The organism is Bradyrhizobium stylosanthis, from assembly GCF_001641335.1.
Classification (GTDB): Bacteria; Pseudomonadota; Alphaproteobacteria; order Rhizobiales; family Xanthobacteraceae; genus Bradyrhizobium; species Bradyrhizobium stylosanthis.
Genome location: NZ_LVEM01000002.1, coordinates 1,606,738 through 1,626,573 on the forward strand (window position 1 = coordinate 1,606,738; position 19,836 = coordinate 1,626,573).

Consider the following 19,836-nt stretch of genomic DNA (forward strand, 5'->3'; position numbering starts at 1 on the left):
TGCCACATATGGCGGTCCGCAGAGGAGCAGGTCAAATGGCAAAGCCAAAGCCCACAAAGCTGCCTCGCGAAAAGATATTATCGATTGCGGAAAAGGCAGCGGCGGCATTTTCATATAGTGCTGATTACAACATTGAACGCGTGGTGCAGGATCTCGGGGGGCGCATTCATCTGAATGATTTTTGGGACAACGCAGCGAAAACCGGGTCGCTGACAGTTCATGGATTGAGAAATTTCGACATATTCGTGCCGAGCCACACTACCCATGAGCGAGATCAATTCACGATCGCTCATGAACTTGGTCACTACATTCTTCACTACCTGCCCAATGTTGATCCGCGTGCTGAGGCTGAGCTGCAGATCGACCGGTATGGAGACAGTGCTATCGAAGCAGAGGCTAACCTGTTTGCTTATGCTTTCTTGATGCCCGAAACTCTTTTTAGAGACGCATTTATTCGGTTTGAGGAAAATCTAAGCGCCGTCGCCAGCACATTTAAAGTATCGGAAGTTGCTGCACGGATGCGCGCAAAAATGCTGGGGCTTTATGGCGACGGCGACCGAAAATCGAAGGCGTCTCGAAGCGCTGCCAATATTCCTGCGGCCTAGATTTCGTCTTTTCCTGAGCATCGATTTAGTCGGTTCGACGGCGTCGAAGCAGCGGCCCAGCTTTCCAATTAAAGAACCAGGAAGGCTTTGGGCCGATGGTGGAATGGCACCGCCGTGGTTGTCTCCAATTGCAAACTTCTTTGGATCCTTTCGAGAAGCATTTATTCGAGAATGGAAGATCTTCCGCGGATCAGTCGCGTCGGAGTTGCGCATTAATGTCACCAACGATCCGATCTTTTGGAAGGCAAATGGGGACGAACTGATCTTTGTAAAAGAATTGGACGATAGAAGAGAAATTCTCGGCTGCATCCTTGCGTGGTCGCAGGCGCTGAAGGCGGTGCGTCCGATCCTCGAGAAAAGTGGGCTTGATGCGAAAGCAACCGCTTGGACTGCAGGATTTCCTGTCTCCAACTCTGAGTTGGTGTTTCAGCTGAACCCCGGATCTCAGAACGCTCCATATGAGGATGACCCTCGACTGCTTCAGTTCTCTCTTTTGGAAAGGTGGTATCAGGATTCCACTTCACAGATTTCGTTGTTGATGGATTTTATCGGACCATCGATCGATATCGGTTTTCGATTAGCTGCGCATTCCTCTGCAAGACGATTCGTGATCTCCGTTGATATTGCCTACTTTCTTGCGAATATCCTCCTTCCGCCGACGAGTGAAACCAAAATTCCGAGAATCCTTTATGGAGGCAAGGAGGTGCTCAAAGGCGTGCTGGGTGGGAAACCGTATCCCATTTTTTGGATAGATACCAAAGCACCGGCTCCGATGGAGGCTGTAAAACCAGAAGACAAATTGCTGGGATATACGCAGCTAAGGGACGTCTCGGATTTCTGCGTGGAGTTCTACGCTGAGCACTCAGCAGAGATGTTCGTGCCATTTATTTATCGAGAGGATGAGAGCCTCTATGGGAATTTCCCTGAGAACTACATTGAAGCTCTTGAGCACTTGTATGCAACCTGGGAAAAAGAAAAAAAGCGCTATTCTGGCGAAGCAATGGACGTGAATTCGGCGGAGGAAGTTGAAGATTTGACAGTTGAAGAAGCCGCTCAAAAGGAAGAAGTCATTATCGAGGCGATAGCAAGAATCTCCTCAGAGAAATGATATTCATTTATCTCAGCATCGATCAGTAGCAGCAACAAGCTGTCGGCGCTGGTGCGGTGACTTCAAGGACATCAACGAACGGCCCGATGCGCTCGGGACATTTCGCCGCTTCGCCTTAAGGTTTGTCTACGACCGTTTTGCCGATCTGCTGTTTGCCTGGAATAAATGGTGCGGGCGCTGGTGAGCGCCTGCCGACGATCGACTACTTCTTCTTCACCCCGACCCGCTCGATCCGCTTGATCTCCAGCGGGGGCCGGCCCGACTTCTCCGCGATCTCGCGGTCCTGCTCCATGATGAAGTTGCGGGCGGGTTCGTCGCCGTCGAGGCCGCCGAGAAGCTCGGAGGGCACGCGGCGGTTGGAGCGTTGGGAGTCGTCTTCATAGACGACGTTGAAGAAGGCGAATTCGCCTTTGGGGTTGGTTCCGGGTTTCTTGGCCATGGCGGCTTGTCGTCGATCAGGGCGCCGCAGTCAAATGACTTTGCGGGTGCGCAACGCCGATGGCCGCGGAATTCACCGCGCAACCGATCGAAAAAGCCTGTTTCGGGGGATGGAGGCGGCCGGCGCCTCAGGTCCGGTGCGGACCCTCAATAAACGGCGGGCCGCAAAGCCCGCCGTCTATTTTTGGTCTTCAGCGTCGCCCGGGGCTGGCAGGGCGACAACCTAAAATAGAAGACTATAGATTGCGTCATGCGGTGGCAAGATAAATCGTGGCGACGCTGGTGTCGCAGCAAGCGCAGCAGATATGCGTTGATCCCGACGTCGAGTTCCCGCGTGCATCGAAACAATTGTTTGGATCGTCAAATCACTTTGTTCATCTTCACTGTCCTTGCAATGCAGCGAACATGGCGCGCCTTGTAGGCAAACGCGTCCGGTTGCACGTCTTCCCGGCTGCGTGCAGATCAAATGATAACTTATGTTATTGGCAGTAGCGCCGCGCGATGTGGACGTCACCTCGTCCGCGCGCGTCGCGCGAGTTCCCGCACGGCGAGCCGCGATCCGTGCCCGCCGTCGCGCCTGTCCTGATCCTCCTTGCGCCCCTGCGCCATGATCGCGCTGCCCATCGCCGCGGAACCGAAGGTGATGAGGAAGGACGCAAGCAAGAGGCCAAGCGCGACGCCGCCCGAATGGTCGGCGAAGATCAGATCGCGCAGATGCCCGGGATTGAGCCAGAGCAGCCCGCCGACGAGCAGTGCCGCGGCGCAGGCGCCGATCGCAAGGTTGATCGCGAGCAGGCGGAACAGCGGGATGCGGAGGAGGGCCAAGCGACCTGGTCGAGGTTGGTTGTTCGGCATCGCGGTTCCCGACACGCTCTCAGTCGCCATCTCCACCTCGCGACTGCGCCGCGCGTAGCGAGGGAGACGCGACTGTTCATTTCATGTCGCTCGGGCCGCGATATTGATGCACGTCAAGTTCACGCGCGATGTCACGGCGCCACCAGTTCCACCCGCCGGTTCAGCGCGCGGCCGGCATCCGTTGCGTTCGAGCCGACCGGCGCCAGCAATCCGACGCCGGCGGTGCGCAAGCGTGTCGGCACGATGCGGAAGCTCTTCACGAGCTCGGCGGCGACGGCCTCGGCGCGGCGCTTGGAGAGATCGACATTGTATTCATACGCGCCCTGGCTGTCGGTGTGGCCGACGATGAAGACGCTGAGCTGCGGCTGGCCCGTCAGCAGCTTTGCGATCTGCTCCAGCGTCGGCCGGCTCTCCGGTTTCAGCACGGCCTTGTCGGTGTCGAAATAGATGCCGTAGAGCGCAATGTGGCCGGCCTCGCCCAGACCCTTCGCCATCGCGGCGGCGTCCACCATCTTGTTCGCGATCGCGCCAAGCTCGGCGACGGTGACCTGCGCATAGATGTCCTGGTTGTTCTGGCTGACGAGGACGCTGGCCCAGGTCTCGCGACCGCCTTCGCTCTTGCGGCCGGCGAAATAGCGGTAGTTGAAACCGTCGACCCACATCTGCGGCACCGGCAACGTGTCGACGCTTTCGGTGAAGGGGATGGCGCCGCAGGCGTCGGTGTCGCAGGCCAGCACGGTCTCGAAGCCGGCTTTTGCCAGTTGCGTCTCGAAATTGCGGGAGACCTCCAGGATCGAGGGGCCGGGACCGGTGCGATAGGCAATGCGGACGATGCGGCCCTCGAGCCGCCGCGCGTCGGTCGGCTGGCCGTCCTTGAAACTCGCTGCCTGCATCCGCGCCGCGTCAAAATCCTTCACCGCATAGCCGGTGACGACGCTGCCGGCGAACCGGCCGATGCCGGGATAGTCGCGGGCGCCCGCGACGTCGCGCGTCTGCGCGAGGGCTGTGGCTGCGGGCAGAACGAACAGGGCGACGAGGGCAGGCAATCCGGGCATCCGGTGCGGCATGGGCGTGATCTCGACGTTGGGGTTCAAGGGAGCGCTGCTCCTTAGTCGCATTCCGCGCAAGATCGGTTCTGGCGAGGTTTTGCCGCTTTGACGCGAATCCGGTTCCCGGGCATGATCCGCATCCCCCGCGCATACTTTCAAAGGATTTTCCCGCATGTTGAGATCGCTTCTCGCCACCACCGTCGTCCTGTCGCTGGCTGGTGGTACGGCTGAGGCCGCGCGTTGCGGCGGCGACTTCAACAGTTTCGTCGCCAGCATGACCGCAGAGGCGCAAGGAGCCGGCGTCTCGGCGGGCGTGACCAGCGCGGCGTTCAGCGGTATCACCCAGGACGGCGCCGTGCTCGCCTTCGACCGGCGCCAGCGCTACACCTTCAACAAGAGCTTCGAGCAGTATGTCTCGACCCGCGTCGGCCCGGGCCGCATCAACGGCGGCAAGGCGCTGCTGCAGCGCCACGCCGCGCTGCTCTCGCGCATCGAGCAGCAGTTCGGCGTGCCGCGCTACATCCTGGTCGCGATCTGGGGGCTGGAGAGCGATTTCGGCAAGGGCGACATCGGCAAGCTGCCGGTGATCCGCACGCTGGCGACGCTGGCGCATGACTGCCGCCGCACCGACCTGTTCCAGGGCGAGCTGCTCGCCGCCCTCAAGATCGTGCAGCGCGGCGACCTGCCGCTGCGCGACCTGATCGGCGCCTATGCCGGCGAGATCGGCCAGACCCAGTTCCTGCCGTCGTCCTACATCAAGTACGGCGTCGATTTCGACGGCGACGGCCATGTCGACCTCCGCCACAGCGTCCCCGACGTGCTCGCCTCGACCGCGAATTTGCTCCACACCAACGGCTTCAAGATGGGCCAGCCCTACGGCGAAGGCACCGCCAATTTCGAGGCGATGCGCGAGTGGAACAGGGCGGTGGTCTACCGCAAGACCATCGGCTATTTCGCCGATCGGCTGGCGGGGCAGTGAGGTGAACTCGTAGGGTGGGCAAAGGCGCACTTGCGCCGTGCCCACCACCTCTATCCGTTGTCGAAAGTCGTGGGCACGCTACGCTTTGCCCACCCTACGACAGCGGAGCTCTCCCCATCGTCGTCCTGGCGAAAGCCAGGACCCATTACCCCAGGGAGGAATGATTGCGACGGCTCTCAGCCGCTTGCATTGGCTGGGTAACCGTCAGCCGTCGCCAAACTGCGTTCGGTGGCTATGGGTCCTGGCTTTCGCCAGGACGACGGCGGAGGATGCCGCACCACCATCCCCCATCATGCGGCTACTTCCCCTTCGCCATCTTCTCCAGCTTGCGCTGCAGCGGTGCCCAATAGGTCCCCGGGCGGAAGCGCTGCAGGAGGTCCATGAAGCGGGCGTCGTTACCGATCAGGATGCGCGGCTCGTTCTTCTCGATGCCTCTGATGATGCGTAGCGCCGCGTCCTTCGGCGTGGTCTTGGCCGCGGTCTCGAACCGCTCGATCATCTGCGAGCGGCGCGCATTGTCGGTGACGCCGGCCCCGGTGCGGGAGTTGCGCGCGATCGCGGTGGCGATGCCGCCGGGATGCACCACCGAGAGCTTGACCGGGCTGCCCGCCACCGCAAGCTCGTGGCGCACGCTCTCGGAGAAGCCGCGCACCGCGAACTTGGCCGCGGCATAAGCCGATTGCCCGGGCGGCGCGATGATGCCGAAGATCGAGGAGATGTTGACGATATGCGCCTCGCCGAGCGTCTTCAGGTGCGGCAGGAAGGCGCGCGTGCCGTGCACCACGCCCCAGAAATTGATGTCGAACAGCCAGTCCATCTGCGCTTGGTCGATCTCCTCGAACGTGCCGAGCAGTGCCACGCCGGCATTGTTGACGACGATGCCGAGCGCGGGATGGGCCGCGATCGCCTCGCCGGCGAAGCGCGCGATGTCATCGGGCTCGCTGACGTCGACGCGATGCACGCTGACCTTCCGGCCCGTGCCGATCTCGGCGGCGAGCGACTTCAGCCCGGCCTCGTCGCGGTCGGCGAGCGCAAGGTCGCAGCCGCGCTGGGCAAGCTCGACGGCCAGCGCGCGGCCGATGCCGCTTGCGGCTCCTGTAATGGCGGCGGCGCCGCGAATCGCAGTCATGAAATCCCCCCGTCAAGTCCCCGATGATGGAACCACGATTTACATTTTTTTGAAATGAAACCGAACCGTAGCCGCTCTCCGTTTTTAACATATCGTTATCGAGGCAAGCATTGGAGCCGTCGATGGGACAATCAAAGCCATTTCGCGCCACAGCACTCATCGTTGAAGACGACATCATGCAGCGGGAAATGCTGTGTGTCCTGCTGGAAGAGAGCGGGTACGACGTCATTCAGTGCGAGAGTGCCGAAGCGGCCGAGCGCGTGCTGGACAAGAACGCCGGCGCGCTGTGCCTGATGCTGACGGACGTCCAGCTTGCGGGGCGCATGAACGGGGTCGAGCTGGCGCATGTCGCCAAGGACCGCAATCCCCGGCTCGATGTCGTCGTCACCTCCGGCCGCCCCCTGAGGCAGCCCTTGCCCGACGGCGCCAAATTCTGGGCCAAGCCCTGGGCGCCCCTCGACGTGCTGCGCGAGGCCGAGCTCGCGCAGATGAATTGACCGTTCTCGCCCCGTCATCCCCGCGCAAATGACCTCGCCGTTGCGCGGGGTGACGGTCCGGCTTTCTCGCTGCGCGGCGGACTGATAAGGTCGGCCCATGTCCTGGTCCTTCCTGCTCACCTCGCTGATCGTCGTCGCCTCGCCCGGCACCGGCGTGCTCTATACGCTGGCGGCAGCACTCACGCGCGGCTCGCGCGCCAGTGTCGCCGCCGCCTTCGGCTGCACGCTCGGGATCGTGCCGCACATGGTCGCGGCCATGCTCGGGCTTGCCGCCGTGCTCCACACCAGCGCGCTCGCCTTCGCCGCGCTGAAATGGGGCGGCGTACTCTATCTGCTCTACATGTCCTGGCAGGCGCTGCGCGAAACCGGGGCGCTGGCGGTGGAGGGCGAGATCAAGGAGCGCTCCAATGGCCGCGTCGTCGTCACCGGCTTCCTGATCAACATCCTCAATCCCAAACTGTCGATCTTCTTCCTCGCCTTCCTGCCGCAGTTCATCGCGGCGGACGAGGCCTATGTGCTGGCGCGAATGCTGGAATTGAGCGGCGCCTTCATGGCGATGACTTTTGCCGTGTTCGTCGTCTACGGCTTCTCCGGCGCCTCGGTGCGCGAGCGCGTCATCTCCCGCCCCCGCGTCATGGCCTGGCTGCGCCGCAGCTTTGCCGCCGGCTTCGCCGCCCTCGGCGCCAAGCTGGCATTCGCGGAGAGGTAAGTTCTTAACCTCTCCCCGCTTGCGGGGAGAGGTCGCATCCCATCGCAGATGGGATGCGGGTGAGGGGGTGCAGGTCTCACGGAGATCTCGCATGTGGAGAGAAGCCCCTCACCCCGACCCTCTCCCCGTAAGAACGGGGCGAGGGAGCGATAGAGCGGAGCGAACTCCACCCAATAAAAAAGCGGGCCTTGCGCCCGCCACCTTCAAACCCGTCCGATCCCTTCCCGACGCCCGGGCGGAGCGAGCTCCACCCGGGCAAAGAAAAAGAAGCCTCGTTACTTCTTCTTCGCCTTCTTCGCCTTCTTGGCCTTCTTCTTCGCCGCCTTCTTCGCTTTCTTAGCCATAGTATCCTCTCAAGGGTTCATGGTTAAACGCGACACGAGGGATGCTCGGCGGAGGGCCAGCCTCGCAACATCCTCGATGACAAACTCAGCAGATTCGCTCGCCTCTGCCCTGTGCTGTCATATCGGTGTCATCGCGTTATCCACAGCTCAGATGCGTTTTTGGGTGATTTTGGCGCGCGAATCCGCCTCGCGCGGGTCGCGACGAGGCCGTGCGGGGGGCGCGGCGGCATGCCTAACGATCCGACAACGCGGCCGCGCCGTTCATGAATCCAAAACCAAAGGCGCGCTTTGAAGGATCGCAGTGAGATTCCATTAAGCGCAGGTGCGCATCATTCTCCGCAAGAAAACGGGGATGGGTCATGGACGGACGGCTGCCAGGGACGGGGGGCGGGGCGCTGCGCGCGCCGCACGCGCCATGCTGAACGTACCGACACTCTGGACGGTCTTCATCGTCAACTTCCTCGCGCTCGGCCTGATCTGGGCCTATGTGACGCGCTCCTATCCGAAATTCGCCGCCGCACGGTTCTGGATGGCATCGGCCTTCGTCGGCGCGGCCGGCGCCATGACGGCCCTGGTCCGCGTGTTCTTCGCCTCGCCCCTGCCGCTCCTGATTGGCGCTGCCGGCGTCATGGCGGCGAGCGGCTTTGCCGCCATGGGCATTCAGCGCTTCTACGACCGGCCGGTCTCGTGGCGCCTCATGACCGCAACGCAATGTCTGAGCCTCGCCGGCGTCGTGTTCTTCATGGTCGGCTTCGAGCACATGCAACTGCGTATGCTCAGCTACACGATCGGTCAGGGACTGCCGCTGATGCTGGCGCTGCATCTGCTGCTGTCGCCGCAGCAGGGTCGCGTCAGCCCGGGCGCGCGGCTGTCGGGCATCGTCATTCTCTGCATCATCGGGATCCTGCTGGTGCGCACGGCGGGCAACCTGCTCGGCTATGATTTCTCGGCCGTCGCAGCCGGTCAGACCCACGCCGTCATGGTGCTGGGGCTGCTGTTCCTGTCGATGACGCTCAATTTCGGCTTCCTGCTGATGGCGATGGACCGGCTGCGGGGCGAGGTCGCCGACCTCGCGCTGCTCGACGATCTCACCGGCGTCGCCAACCGCCGCCATTTGCTGCAGCGCCTGTCCGAGGAATGCGCCCGTTCGGAGCGCAGCGGCGAACCGTTCTCGCTGTTGGTGATCGACCTCGACGGCTTCAAGACCATCAACGACACCCACGGCCATGCCGCGGGCGACGAATGCCTCAGGCACTTCACCCTGATGGCGCAGACGCGTCTGCGGCCCGGCGACATGCTCGCCCGCACCGGCGGCGACGAGTTCTGCGTCGTGCTGCCGTCGTCCTCGCTGCGGGAGGGGGCCATGATCGCCCGCCGCGTGCTCGACGTCTGCCGCCAGGATGCCGCGGCCTGCAGCGGCAAGGACATCCCGATCGCGATCTCCATCGGCGTTGCCGAGTGGGACCGCGGCGTCGGCCAATTCCCGGACCGGCTCATCGCCCACGCCGACCACGCGCTCTATGCCGCCAAGAAGAACGGCAAGAACGATTTCGCGGTCTACGATCCGGCCCCGCCGCTCTTGCCGGAGCCGTTTGGCCCGGCCGTCGGCAAGCGCACATTCGCCTAAAGCCTGCTACGATCGGGTCCGTTGACTGGACCCGCATGATGATGTCTCGCCTGCTCGCGGCCGTTCTCGCCGCTCTTCTGATCACCCCAGCCGCTGCAGCCGACGCCGAGTTCGCAAAGCTCGCGCGCGCCTCCGGCACGCCCGACATTCCAGGCCTCAAGATCGTCTGGCTCGCGCCGTGGGGCGATGTCCGCAGCGCCCATCCGTGGCGCAACATCATCGTGCACCAGACCGAGGGGCCTGCGGGCTCGGCGCGCGGCGGCGCCGCCGAGCAGGCCAAGAACCCGACGCGCCGCGGCGTGACGGTGTGGGTCGAGACCGACGGCACGGTCTATTGGGCGGTCGCCGAAAACCTGGTGCCGACCCATGGCGACGGCGCCAACCGCAACGACAACAAGTACATCGACAACCGGCCGACCCATCGCCAGGTGGTGCGCGACAATTCGATCGGCGTCGAGTTCGCCGGCAACTATCCCGATGTCGCGACCGGACCGACCGAGGCGCAGGTCGCGGCCTGGAAGATCCTGGTGAAGGTGCTGCGCGCCCGCTACGACATCCCGCTCGACCACGTCTATGCGCACAACTGGATCGACTACAAGGACGCCCGCTATTGCGAAGGCTGCTGGCTCGCGACGCTGGCCAGGGTCTGGGGCGAGTAGACGGAGATGCGCTCCCTCGCCCCTTTTGCGGGGAGAGACGAACAAAGGCACGCCGATGTTACACCGGCTGCGACATCCAGCTGAACAGCCGCCGGATCAGGCCCGGCCGTCGCGGTACTTCAGGCGGGCCGTCCGCAGCGAGCACGCGTTTGAGGAAGTAATCCAGGAACACCATGTCGTTCGGCTCGGTGACGGTGAATGTCTCCTCGCCGAAATAGACGCTGTAGCTGAAGAAGAACGGCCCCATCAGCGGGATCGTCGCGGTCCCCGCATAATCCTTGGAGATCACGAACTCGGACGGCTCGAGCCCATGCTCGCGCATCGTCTGTTCGACCAGCGGCAGCTTGCGCATGAACTGGCCGGAAAAGCCGCCGACGGTGGATTGCAGGATGATCGACACGGCGCGTCCACATCGCTCGATGTTGTCGGTCCGGTCTTTCTGGGTCGGTTGACCGGACGCGCGGGTTCAAGGCAAGCTCGTTCTACGGCAGCGAAGGGGAGGGGAATGTGATGGCGGTCTCATCCGGCAGCACGTTATGCGTCGGGCTTGCCCGCACATCGCAGCACGGCTTGCGCGCGTTCGGCGTGATGCCGGCGATCGTGCTGTCGCTGTGTACGTCGCTGCTGGTGGCGCTGGAGACGCCGAGCAAGCCCTTCCTCGACAAGAACAGCTTTTATCTCGCCTCCGCCGGCTTCCGCGTGCAGGTCGCCAATGACGCGGCGGGTCAGAAAGCGTTGCGCGCATTGCCGCCGCATCGCTTCGTGGTGCACCGGAACGGCGGCAACGCCCGCTATCTCTACGCCGAGCCGTTGCATTGCGTCTGCATCTTCATCGGCACGCAGGCCGCCTATGAGGCCTATCGCGGCATGCTCAGCCGCGGCACCGACCAGCCCGACGTGGTCTCTGCCGACTACAAGACGCAAGCCAGCGCACTGCTCGACGAGACCCCGGCGCAGCTGGAGGATCAGGTCGAGCCGGAATCGCTCGCGGATTATTTTCGCGCGTTTTATTGAAGGCACCCACGCTGCTTTCCCCTCTCCCCTTGTGGGAGAGGGGGGGCTGCGCGTAGCGCAGACGGGTGAGGGGTTCTCCCCGCGCGCATATCTCTTGCAGCGAACGTGTGGAGACAACCCCTCATAGGCGGCCAAAGGCCGCCTATGCCACCTTCCCCCGCAAGGGGGGAAGGGGCATCACCGCTCGGCTCTCGCCTCACTTCAAAACAAAAAAGCCGGCGTTGCCGCCGGCTTTTCGTCTTTGTCGATCCGCCAATTCTTACCGCGGCAAGCCTCGCACTTAGTGCGCGGCTTCCAGCGCGGCCTGTTCCTGCCTTGCGATCGTGCCCTTGACCGCGGACTGCACCTTCTCGAAGGCGCGGACCTCGATCTGGCGGACGCGCTCGCGCGACACGCCGAACTCGGCGGCAAGGTCTTCCAGCGTCATCGGCTCGTCCGCAAGGCGGCGGGCCTCGAAGATGCGGCGTTCGCGCGGGTTGAGCACGCCCATCGCGCCGTTCAGCGCGTCACGGCGGTGATCATACTCCTCGTGCTCGGCCAGCATGGCTTCCTGGTTGGGCGTGTTGTCGACCAGCCAGTCCTGCCATTCGCCGGCTTCGCCGTCGTCGCGGATCGGGGCGTTGAGCGACGCGTCGCCACCGAGGCGGCGGTTCATGTCGATCACGTCCTGATCGGTCACGCCGAGACGCTTGGCAATGATCTTCACCTGGTCGGGGCGGAGATCGCCCTCGTCCAGCGCGTTGATCTTGCTCTTCGCCTTGCGCAGGTTGAAGAACAGCTTCTTCTGGTTCGCGGTGGTGCCCATCTTCACGAGCGACCAGGAACGCAGGATGTACTCTTGAATCGACGCCTTGATCCACCACATCGCGTAGGTGGCGAGACGGAACCCCTTCTCGGGTTCGAAACGCTTCACCGCCTGCATCAGGCCGACATTGCCTTCCGAGACGACCTCGGAGATCGGCAGGCCGTAGCCGCGATAGCCCATGGCGATCTTGGCCACGAGGCGGAGATGGCTGGTGACGAGTTGGTGCGCCGCGTCGCGATCGTCATGCTCACGCCAACGCTTGGCGAGCATGTATTCCTGCTGGGGTTCCAGCATCGGGAACTTGCGGATCTCGGCGAGGTAGCGAGAAAGGCCGGATTCTCCATTGAGGACCGGCAAAGCAGCGGTACGGGCCATAGTGCGCCCTCCAAAAGGTTCAGGCCCCCGATAGCGGCGGGCCAGGCAGACGACCGCTGTGTCAAAGCCGGCCGGGCTGCGATGTTCCGTTGGTCATTTCCAACGCAGGCGCAATATACCCCAAGGGGGGGCGAAAAGGGAAGGATTGCTGACGTCACGTCCCCGTGTGGCAGCTATAACTTTTTGTAATGTAACGTCTTTCTTAAACGGCCTGCGTCATAGCGCCGCTTTGAGGGCGCCTTGGAGGAGAAGCAAATCCTCCGGCAGAGGCGCCTCCCAGTGGAGTAATTCTCCAGTCCTCGGGTGCTCCAGTACCAGGAGATAGGCATGCAGGGCCTGTCGCCCAAGGGCGGCCAGGGCGCCCTGCGACTCGGGCCCGAGCTGGTTCGCCTTGGTCTTGAAATGCGGGCCATAGACGGCATCGCCCATCAGGGGGTGGCCGATATGGGCGAGGTGGACGCGGATCTGGTGGGTGCGGCCGGTCTCGAGCTCGCAGGCGAGCAGGGCGGCGACCGGCTTGCCGTCACGCCCGGAAAAGCTTTCCAGGATCTCCCAATGGGTGACCGCCTCGCGGCCGCCCTGGCGCACCGCCATCTTCTCGCGGGCATGCGGATGGCGGTCGATCGGCGCATCGACGGTGCCGCGATGACGGTTCGGCACGCCCCAGGCAAAGGCCATGTAGCCGCGCCGCATCTCGCCGGTGCGGCCGTGATCGGCGAACTGCGCCGACAGCGAGGCATGCGCCATGTCGTTCTTGGCGACCACCATCAGTCCGGTGGTGTCCTTGTCCAGCCGGTGCACGATACCGGGCCGGCGCACCCCGCCGATGCCCGACAGCGAGGCGCCGCAATGGGCGATCAGCGCGTTCACCAGCGTGCCGGTCTCGTGCCCGGCCGCGGGGTGGACGACCAGCCCCTTGGGCTTGTTGATGACGATGATGTCGTCGTCCTCGAACACGATATCGAGGGCGATTTCCTCCCCCTTCGGCTCGGCGGGCGCGGCCTCCGGCACGTCGATTATGATCGTATCGCCCGAGGCGACATGATAAGCGGGGTCGCGGACTGCGGCGGCCTTCAGGCTCACCGCGCCCGCAAGGATCAGGGCTTTGAGCCTCGATCGCGACAGCTCCGGCAGGCGCGCCGCCAGCACGCGGTCGAGCCGGGGCGAGCCCTCGTCGCCTTCGACCACGACCTCCAACCTTTGCGCAGAGCCAATAGTTTCCATGACGACGTCTGATACCGCTGTTCCCGAACCGACCCCCGAGCAGGCCGCGCTGTTTGCGCGGGTGCGGCGGATGATGCTGATCGCGGGGTTGACGACGGCGCTGGCTGTCTGCGCCGTCCTGATCGCGGTGGGCTACCGCCTTTTCAAGTCGGAGGGAAGGGCGGTCGAGACCGCCGGCGACGTCACCGCAACCCTGCCGAAGGGCGCCAGGATCGTCTCGACCGGGGTCGCCGGCGATCGCCTCGTGGTCACGCTGGATGTCGGCGGGGTCACCGAGATCCGTACCTTCGATGCCCACACCCTGAAGCCCGCCGGAAAGCTGAAATTCGCCAACGAGCCGTAGGGGCGGCGCGATCTGGGGATCGTGCCCGGTCCGCATTGTCCCTGCGTTGTCTTGCCGCGCAACTTCTGATTTAGCTTTTGCAGGGGAAGTTGAGCCGGGACTGGGAATGGGGCGTATCAAGTCACTCGTCGTCGCGACGACAGTCATCGTCGGATCGCTCGGTTGTGCTGGATTTGCGGCGCTTGCAGAGCCGGCCAGGCAGCCCGCGGCCGCTCCCGTCAAACAGGCCGGACTCGCGGCGCCGGCCAAGCAACCCGCAGCACAGGCCAAGGCCAAGCCGACGAGCTCGCGCAGCGCGCGGCTCTATTTCCTGCGCGAGAAGGGCATTTTGGGCGCGATGGGCGGGCTCGCCGCCTCCACCGAGATTCTGATCGACGGCAAGTCCGCCGGAAAGGTCGAGATGGGGACGTTCTTCGTCGTCGACCGGCCGCCGGGCCTCACCAAGATCGCCACCCACATGAAGCTGGCGATGGCGGATTACGAGATCGAAGTGCCGATCGAGGCCGGCAAGACCTATTATTTCGGCGTCGGCACAAGGCGCGGCGGCGCCCCCGTGCAGGACCTGCTCAACCAGGCTATCGCGGGCAGCAGCGGCGAGCAGATCCGCTCGTCATCGCCCTTCAAGGCCTCTTTCGCCGGCGCCGGCCTGTTCCGGTTTGAGCCCGCCGCCGGCGCCGCCGCGATCGAGAAACTGAAGACGCCGTGAGTGTTCCCGGCGGTTTTGCGGGGCGCGCGCACCCGACAAGGCCGTCGCGCCGTTAAGCCTGAACCGCACTCATCGTGAATATCCGGGATTTTCGCACCCCATCGAGGCTTGCCGTGGGCAAAATTCGCGGCTATGTCCTGTCCCTCACGCTCCCTTCGTCTAGCGGTTAGGACGCGGCCCTCTCAAGGCTGAAACAGGGGTTCGATTCCCCTAGGGAGCGCCAGAAAATTCAATGGCTTAGATCCGATTTCAGAAAGTCGTCGAATATCCGTTGAATAAGCGTCGACGAACGGTGGCGAACTTCGCCGCGCCAGTTGGTAAGCTCATCTGCCCGTTTTCGTAGCCGCCTAAAGTGCGCTCGTCCCGCCGCGATAACCGCCAGGTCCGTGCGCAATCCGTCGCGCGCTCAGAATGGCACTCGGTTCTGCTCAGCTTCATCAAGGCCATGCTTGGCAACTGCTTCGCGCTCAAGATGAAGAGGTAGGCTCGGCTGCCTTAGCTTCGTCAGCGGCGGCGAACATTTCCATTCGTTTCGATGGTTCATCGAGGTGGCCCGATGACCCAGGATCGTCTCCGCTTGAATATAGACTCGAGATGTTTCGCACGGACGAAGAGACTGCGTAGCAGTACTTCTTCGGCTTTCTGTCTCTGCAACTCGTCCTGTCCAAGAACCCGGACGTACTGGCGAGGATGAATGAAATGGCCACGTTATCACGACGCGCTAGGCGCTGCTGATGTCGGCATTCGTCGCTGGGCCGCATCTTCCAACGGGACCCGAAGTCGCTGCACAATATCGACAGGCTGCTCGACGTCGTGACACGCGACATCGCTTCGTTGAGTGCGGCCGCCTTGGACAGACGCAGGATCGGGCAGGGCATGACGTAAGGACGCGGCGGCGTATGCCCACAGTTCGTACGACCTGACGATGGACGACGTGCGCGGCATGCGCAAAGCCGTCGGCCATTGGTGCAAGGTCACGAGGTCAGGTACCGCGAGATCCGGCACAAGATCTTCGCGCACAAGAGCATCGATCGGGCGGCGGCCGGCACCGTGATGGCGAACACCAGCGTGGACTAGGACGGGAATTGCTCGGTTTCCTGCACGCGCTTTATCAATCGCTCTTTCAGTTGTACGCCAACGGCATCATGCCGAATATCACACCGGCAAAATTCGATTTGCCGTCGTCGCCGGGCGGCAGAAAACCGGGTGAGCGCATTTTCCACGAGAGCCGCGACCTATTGTACTGCATGCTGGATCCGCGGCTGCGATCGGACGCTCCGGTCTGATCCGAGATCGATCCGGCCTTGAACTTCGTCCACGCTCCGGAGACAAGTCGTACGATCGCCGGCTCGAGCCCGTCGCCATTGCGAATGTTTTGCGACACGTGCGGACGGCCATGCGTCCTGTCGTTGTTCATCTGCAGTTCAACTCCTACATGCTACGGGCAAAGTGCCGCGACCACCGCGACCGGAGCGAGGTCAAGGATCTGGAGCAGAAGCACGACCTCGTCCTCAAGCTTAAAGGCGCGTGATCGTAAAGACCTACAGCGTAACGAACGTGGCTGTGAGAGATCGCAAGATGGCAAAGACGATTGGCGACGCGCGCTTGCTATCGGATGTCCGGCCTTCACCGATCGCGTGCCGGCGAAGGGACCGGTCGCCTGCTCGATCAGGGCTTCACCTTTGGCGCCCGCGGACTCGCCGGCATGCTTACGAAAATGTCGCGACGAGCGGCGAGATTTCTTGCATGAGCTTTTGAGCGACAAACTTTCCCCACGCCTCAACAAGAGGGCGTTCTTGATACCAGCGCTCTAGGAGCTCTTCCTCGGTCATTCTTGCGTCTGAATGCGATCTTCAATCGTGATGATCGTCCATTGGCTTGGCTGGCCCGGCGCGGCGTCTTCGGCCTCGACCGTTTCCATGGTGATCAAATCTTTGAAGGACTCGGGCGGCGCGCTCAGCTCGATGCTTCCCGAGAAGCGAACGCGCCTCTTACGCAACTGACTGCCGACTTTCGGAGATGTCTTTCTGAACGGCATTCAGGGGAAAGTTCTTGCCCTGCATGAAGTTCGTATAGTCGTCCCGCGCCTCAGTAGGCAGGTAAGCCGTTGAGAAATTTGTTAACCTGGATCGTCGGCGTCTGATCCACCTTCAGGTAAGTGTACAAAGAGGTCAGAAGATCATCCCTGATTTCAGGTTCGACCGGCAGCAACCGAATGAACGTTCGGGTGTGCTCGAAGAAAGTGCGCGTCAGATGCGCGCGGTTCTGTGGGATCTGGCAACCGAGGAACGCGTCGAAGAAGTATTTCGCCGCCCCTTCCCGGTTCTGCAACGTCATCTGACTGTCGTAGACGTGCGCGGTCCACCCTTGCGGCAGCGTTTGTCCCGCCGTCTTCTGCACGAAGAATCCAATCTTGTAGAGCTTCGAGGCCGGCGTCAGGAACAGGTCTTTGAAGAAGTCGAGCGCTCTTCCGTGCTCTCGAAAGCACTCTGCTTTTCGGTTTGATGACGGCCACAAAAGGGCGCGGCGTGGCGCCGATCGTTCCCGAAAATACCATCAGCTTTCGCCCGGAAGGTTCTTCGCCTGTTGTGCGCTGGCCAGTTTGTCCGCGAACTTCACCGAATTTGCGACGAACACTGCGTCAGGTATTCCGACAAGAGATAACGCGAGGGCCACAGCGCTTTCCGGTCCTGCATCGTCCCGATTGGATCGTCGGTGCCCCGGACTTTGACGAGCTCAGGGTTTGACGGCCTCGCACCTTGCCGATCGGCCGGGCGCAACTTACCTGAGTGCGGCGAAACTATCCCTGGTGCTCAGCGCGACCAGATTGCACGCCAAGTCTTCATAACGTCTGGGCGGGATAGGCTGATGGGCGGGATAGGCTGAGATCTGCGCTGCGACCACGTCCGCTCACAATACGAGATCATAGATCGAGTGATGCCTGCCACAAAGGATCATTGACTCACGCCGTGTCGGACTGCGATGCGATTAATAGCCGCCCATTAGCGAACAGCGCCAAAACCTGCCCATCGTTCCAAGCGAATAGGTGTATCTTGATGCCGTCCGCAATCTCGCGTGCCGTGAGAGTGCCCGCACAGCCGAACACGGAAACTACGTCTGCGTAGTGTGAGCCCAGCTGTACAGCACCTAGCTCCAGCTCCGTGACGCGGCAATGCCCGGCAGGGAATGACCGAGCGTCAATTGACCTGTAATTCCCATCCAGGTCATCAGGCGCAGGCGGATCGCCGAGAATCCCAGTGGACGGAGCGCTGGCATGTGCTGGTCGAGGCCAGCTCGAGAGCTGGACCACCTGCATGAACAGCCATCCGGATGCGGTGATCATCATGACCCGCAGGATCGTTTGCCGGTTGATGAGATAGCCGGTAATTGTGAACGGTTGAGATACCTTCATCGAATACACTCGTTGGAGGGTTCAAGGTAAGTAGGCCTCAGAGGCAGTCGCCAGTCGTGATGAACCCATGTGCAGGAATAAGAGTCACTGATAGGTAGGACATGATGACGAGCCTGGCGCGATCGCAGTGGTCTCAAAATTTGGCCTATCAGGCGGAAATGGATGGGGCGGACTCTATGCCATCTAGACGGACACGGCGGTCCGCCCCTACATCACGGCGACGGCTCCGTAATGGTATTGGACATCAAGCAAGCTCTATGCCGAACTGAGAACCCCAGAACTTGCTGGCGCATCGAACTTGAAATGATCCGAAGATAGTAAGTCGTATGCAACGTCAATTCAAGATCTTGCGCGCGTTGTCTGCAAGGGAGCCTCTGCAAATTGCGACGCCCCGGTTAGTCATTTTCTGTCTCTGCTGCGCTCTTAATGGCTGCCCTGCCATAGTGTGCCTGGTGAGCGCATTTGCTCTCCGAGCGGCATATGAGCGCGAAACAGCTTAAGATCTCACCCCAGTTCGCAAGGGCCCTGCCGCGAGCGTTCTAACTAGAAGCTGGAAGATGTGCCTCGCCGCATTGATTGCGGCCTGCATCGCGCGCCTAGACGAGGCTCCTGCTCCACTCTCTTTGGGCGCTTTGCTGGCCTATCTGGGGTGGAGGCGGCGAAACTCTGACTTAACCAGAAAGGATGGCTGTCAAGCAAGCTGCCAACCTTTGCTTAGCCAAGAGGGCTCCGCGGGGATTCTCTTAAACCACGTGGCGATTTCCTTCTCTCCATAGAGGGATCTCTGGTTTTAATAGAGGGATCTCTGGTCCTCGCTATTTTAAGCCCCTTTTCGAAGGGGTTGAATCGAGCGTGGCGTCAGGGTGTAAGCAAGATGCGAGAACGCCTGCCACGATACATTGCAAATGAAAAATCAGTTTCTCGCTCCACATCTTGCGGAATGCGCGGCGGGCAAAATTTAGGATTCACGACAGGAGGTAACCGACGCAAGCCGACGCTCTGGGCGGCCGCGTTCGCGTCTACATTTGTCGCCGAGCCACACGCTGCGCAAGCTGAGCTCGCTAGCGAAAGTCTGAATTGGTCGTATAGCACGAACTCAAACGGCGCCCTCGCAGTCGCCGTCAAAAGGTCGATCTCTCCGTTTTGGGATACGTCGATCGGAGCCGCAATGACTGTGGCGCACGAGCCCACCACGACGTGGGATTTGCTGGCGGAGAAAGCAGCTAATGGCGGCAACGTGCCGCAATCCTCTGGCATTGTCTGGGCTGCAGCCACCGCCCCCGGCCCAGGCTCCTTTTGGGACAAACCGCGGTGGACCCGCGGATTCGGGCGAGCAGAGTAGCAAGATCGCAACTTCGCTCCTCAAGTCGGTGCCGCTGCAGAGCGACTATTCGCCGGCATTGCAGATTGAAGGCGGTCTGATCCAGAAGGGTCAGATGCCGCTTCTCGGCATGCTCGGGCAAGGGACGCGCAATAATGAGAATCATCACTCGGCCAAAGTGACAATCACCGGTACCGGGACGAGCTTTGTCGTTGGCCAAGCCATGTCGACCATCGACGCAAATGGCTGCGTAGCTTTGGCGCCGAGCAGACGCTCTTCAAGGGGGCACGATCTCCAGCGACATTGGAGAGACCGCACAGATGTCCTCAATGAGGACGTTTCGTCAAACGGCGGGCATAGCGTTCGGCAGGAAGCAGACGTCGCCATAGCATTCGGCGGTTAAATGGCAAGGTTTCGTTGATGGCTAGAGACTCTGCGGGATCGCGGATTCATCCGTGAGCCTTTCTGTTCCAATTTGGACTAAGGTCTACACATAGAGGCGCTTGTCCGATTCGGGCGTTTCTAGACGAACGAGCGACAGGGAAGCCGCGATGGATCGTAAGCAATCCTGTTTATTGGAATGGCAATCACGAGCAGCATAACAAGTCGGGAATGAAGAAGCCCTAGTCCATGAAGC

General features: G+C 61.9%; 21 protein-coding genes and 1 tRNA gene. 11 read left to right on the plus strand and 11 right to left on the minus strand.

What is annotated here, in order from left to right; all coding sequences use genetic code 11:
* Nucleotides 1–35 precede the first annotated feature (35 nt).
* Both A7X65_RS19450 and A7X65_RS19455 read left to right on the plus strand, forming a co-directional pair.
* Nucleotides 36–605: an ImmA/IrrE family metallo-endopeptidase gene (locus A7X65_RS19450; RefSeq protein ID WP_167358263.1), complete on the plus strand. Its 570-nt coding sequence runs from the start codon at nucleotides 36–38 to the stop codon at nucleotides 603–605.
* Nucleotides 544–1,713, plus strand: coding sequence for a hypothetical protein (locus tag A7X65_RS19455; RefSeq protein WP_156527885.1), 1,170 nt, complete (start codon nucleotides 544–546; stop codon nucleotides 1,711–1,713). Before A7X65_RS19450 ends, A7X65_RS19455 begins: the two co-directional genes overlap by 62 nt.
* Nucleotides 1,714–1,915: 202 nt before the next feature.
* Here A7X65_RS19455 and A7X65_RS19460 read toward each other — a convergent pair whose 3' ends face one another.
* The 3 genes from A7X65_RS19460 to A7X65_RS19470 all read right to left on the minus strand — a co-directional run bounded on the left by A7X65_RS19460 (nucleotide 1,916) and on the right by A7X65_RS19470 (nucleotide 4,061).
* Nucleotides 1,916–2,152, minus strand: coding sequence for a hypothetical protein (locus A7X65_RS19460; protein WP_063687493.1), 237 nt, complete (start codon nucleotides 2,150–2,152; stop codon nucleotides 1,916–1,918).
* 509 nt (nucleotides 2,153–2,661) lie between these two features.
* Nucleotides 2,662–3,006 carry a hypothetical protein gene (locus tag A7X65_RS19465; protein ID WP_063687495.1) on the minus strand — a complete coding sequence of 115 codons (345 nt, stop codon included), beginning with the start codon at nucleotides 3,004–3,006 and terminating at the stop codon, nucleotides 2,662–2,664.
* Between the two features lie 131 nt (nucleotides 3,007–3,137).
* Entirely contained in the window at nucleotides 3,138–4,061 is a 924-nt protein-coding gene (locus tag A7X65_RS19470) for an OmpA family protein (protein WP_245323652.1), read from the minus strand.
* A gap of 166 nt (nucleotides 4,062–4,227) precedes the next feature.
* Here A7X65_RS19470 and A7X65_RS19475 point away from each other — a divergent pair, with 166 nt between their 5' ends.
* A complete protein-coding gene (locus A7X65_RS19475; RefSeq protein ID WP_063687499.1) occupies nucleotides 4,228–5,034 on the plus strand; it encodes a lytic murein transglycosylase in 807 nt (268 codons plus the stop codon).
* A 298-nt stretch (nucleotides 5,035–5,332) separates the two neighbouring features.
* Here A7X65_RS19475 and A7X65_RS19480 read toward each other — a convergent pair whose 3' ends face one another.
* A complete protein-coding gene (locus A7X65_RS19480; RefSeq protein WP_063687501.1) occupies nucleotides 5,333–6,163 on the minus strand; it encodes an SDR family NAD(P)-dependent oxidoreductase in 831 nt (276 codons plus the stop codon).
* A gap of 122 nt (nucleotides 6,164–6,285) precedes the next feature.
* Here A7X65_RS19480 and A7X65_RS19485 point away from each other — a divergent pair, with 122 nt between their 5' ends.
* The 4 genes from A7X65_RS19485 (at nucleotide 6,286) to A7X65_RS19500 (ending at nucleotide 9,999) form a co-directional block, all read left to right on the plus strand.
* Complete coding sequence (locus tag A7X65_RS19485; protein WP_063687503.1) at nucleotides 6,286–6,660, plus strand: response regulator; 375 nt, start codon at nucleotides 6,286–6,288, stop codon at nucleotides 6,658–6,660.
* Nucleotides 6,661–6,757: 97 nt separating this feature from the next.
* On the plus strand, nucleotides 6,758–7,369 hold the full coding sequence (locus A7X65_RS19490; protein ID WP_063687505.1) for a LysE family translocator: 612 nt from the start codon (nucleotides 6,758–6,760) through the stop codon (nucleotides 7,367–7,369).
* A 759-nt stretch (nucleotides 7,370–8,128) separates the two neighbouring features.
* The gene (locus A7X65_RS19495; protein ID WP_063687507.1) at nucleotides 8,129–9,340 is read left to right on the plus strand and encodes a GGDEF domain-containing protein; all 1,212 of its coding nucleotides are present in this window, start codon (nucleotides 8,129–8,131) and stop codon (nucleotides 9,338–9,340) included.
* Between the two features lie 35 nt (nucleotides 9,341–9,375).
* Nucleotides 9,376–9,999 (plus strand): peptidoglycan recognition protein family protein, encoded by a 624-nt coding sequence (locus A7X65_RS19500; RefSeq protein WP_063687509.1) that lies wholly within the window; start codon nucleotides 9,376–9,378, stop codon nucleotides 9,997–9,999.
* Nucleotides 10,000–10,057: 58 nt separating this feature from the next.
* Here A7X65_RS19500 and A7X65_RS19505 read toward each other — a convergent pair whose 3' ends face one another.
* Nucleotides 10,058–10,399, minus strand: a complete 342-nt coding sequence (locus A7X65_RS19505) for a hypothetical protein (RefSeq protein WP_063687511.1) — start codon at nucleotides 10,397–10,399, stop codon at nucleotides 10,058–10,060.
* Nucleotides 10,400–10,509: 110 nt separating this feature from the next.
* Here A7X65_RS19505 and A7X65_RS19510 point away from each other — a divergent pair, with 110 nt between their 5' ends.
* Nucleotides 10,510–11,013 carry a hypothetical protein gene (locus tag A7X65_RS19510; protein ID WP_063687513.1) on the plus strand — a complete coding sequence of 168 codons (504 nt, stop codon included), beginning with the start codon at nucleotides 10,510–10,512 and terminating at the stop codon, nucleotides 11,011–11,013.
* 280 nt (nucleotides 11,014–11,293) lie between these two features.
* On the opposite strand, the gene rpoH is transcribed toward A7X65_RS19510, so the two are convergent.
* Nucleotides 11,294–12,193, minus strand: a complete 900-nt coding sequence (gene rpoH / locus A7X65_RS19515) for an RNA polymerase sigma factor RpoH (RefSeq protein WP_063687515.1) — start codon at nucleotides 12,191–12,193, stop codon at nucleotides 11,294–11,296.
* Between the two features lie 216 nt (nucleotides 12,194–12,409).
* Complete coding sequence (locus A7X65_RS19520; RefSeq protein WP_063687517.1) at nucleotides 12,410–13,417, minus strand: RluA family pseudouridine synthase; 1,008 nt, start codon at nucleotides 13,415–13,417, stop codon at nucleotides 12,410–12,412.
* Here A7X65_RS19520 and A7X65_RS19525 point away from each other — a divergent pair.
* From A7X65_RS19525 to A7X65_RS19535, 3 genes are all read left to right on the plus strand, one after another.
* Nucleotides 13,416–13,760: a hypothetical protein gene (locus tag A7X65_RS19525; RefSeq protein WP_063687519.1), complete on the plus strand. Its 345-nt coding sequence runs from the start codon at nucleotides 13,416–13,418 to the stop codon at nucleotides 13,758–13,760. The genes A7X65_RS19520 and A7X65_RS19525 overlap by 2 nt on opposite strands.
* A 106-nt stretch (nucleotides 13,761–13,866) precedes the next feature.
* Nucleotides 13,867–14,466, plus strand: a complete 600-nt coding sequence (locus tag A7X65_RS19530) for a DUF2846 domain-containing protein (protein WP_063687521.1) — start codon at nucleotides 13,867–13,869, stop codon at nucleotides 14,464–14,466.
* Between the two features lie 148 nt (nucleotides 14,467–14,614).
* Nucleotides 14,615–14,689: transfer RNA gene (locus tag A7X65_RS19535), tRNA-Glu, on the plus strand.
* Between the two features lie 900 nt (nucleotides 14,690–15,589).
* On the opposite strand, the gene A7X65_RS19540 is transcribed toward A7X65_RS19535, so the two are convergent.
* The 4 genes from A7X65_RS19540 to A7X65_RS19550 form a co-directional block, all read right to left on the minus strand.
* Complete coding sequence (locus A7X65_RS19540) at nucleotides 15,590–15,883, minus strand: hypothetical protein (protein WP_145669990.1); 294 nt, start codon at nucleotides 15,881–15,883, stop codon at nucleotides 15,590–15,592.
* Between the two features lie 411 nt (nucleotides 15,884–16,294).
* Entirely contained in the window at nucleotides 16,295–16,504 is a 210-nt protein-coding gene (locus A7X65_RS41860; protein ID WP_145669988.1) for a hypothetical protein, read from the minus strand.
* Between the two features lie 50 nt (nucleotides 16,505–16,554).
* Nucleotides 16,555–16,866: a hypothetical protein gene (locus A7X65_RS19545; protein ID WP_145669986.1), complete on the minus strand. Its 312-nt coding sequence runs from the start codon at nucleotides 16,864–16,866 to the stop codon at nucleotides 16,555–16,557.
* A 562-nt stretch (nucleotides 16,867–17,428) separates the two neighbouring features.
* Complete coding sequence (locus A7X65_RS19550; RefSeq protein WP_063687527.1) at nucleotides 17,429–17,878, minus strand: hypothetical protein; 450 nt, start codon at nucleotides 17,876–17,878, stop codon at nucleotides 17,429–17,431.
* Nucleotides 17,879–19,836 lie beyond the last annotated feature (1,958 nt).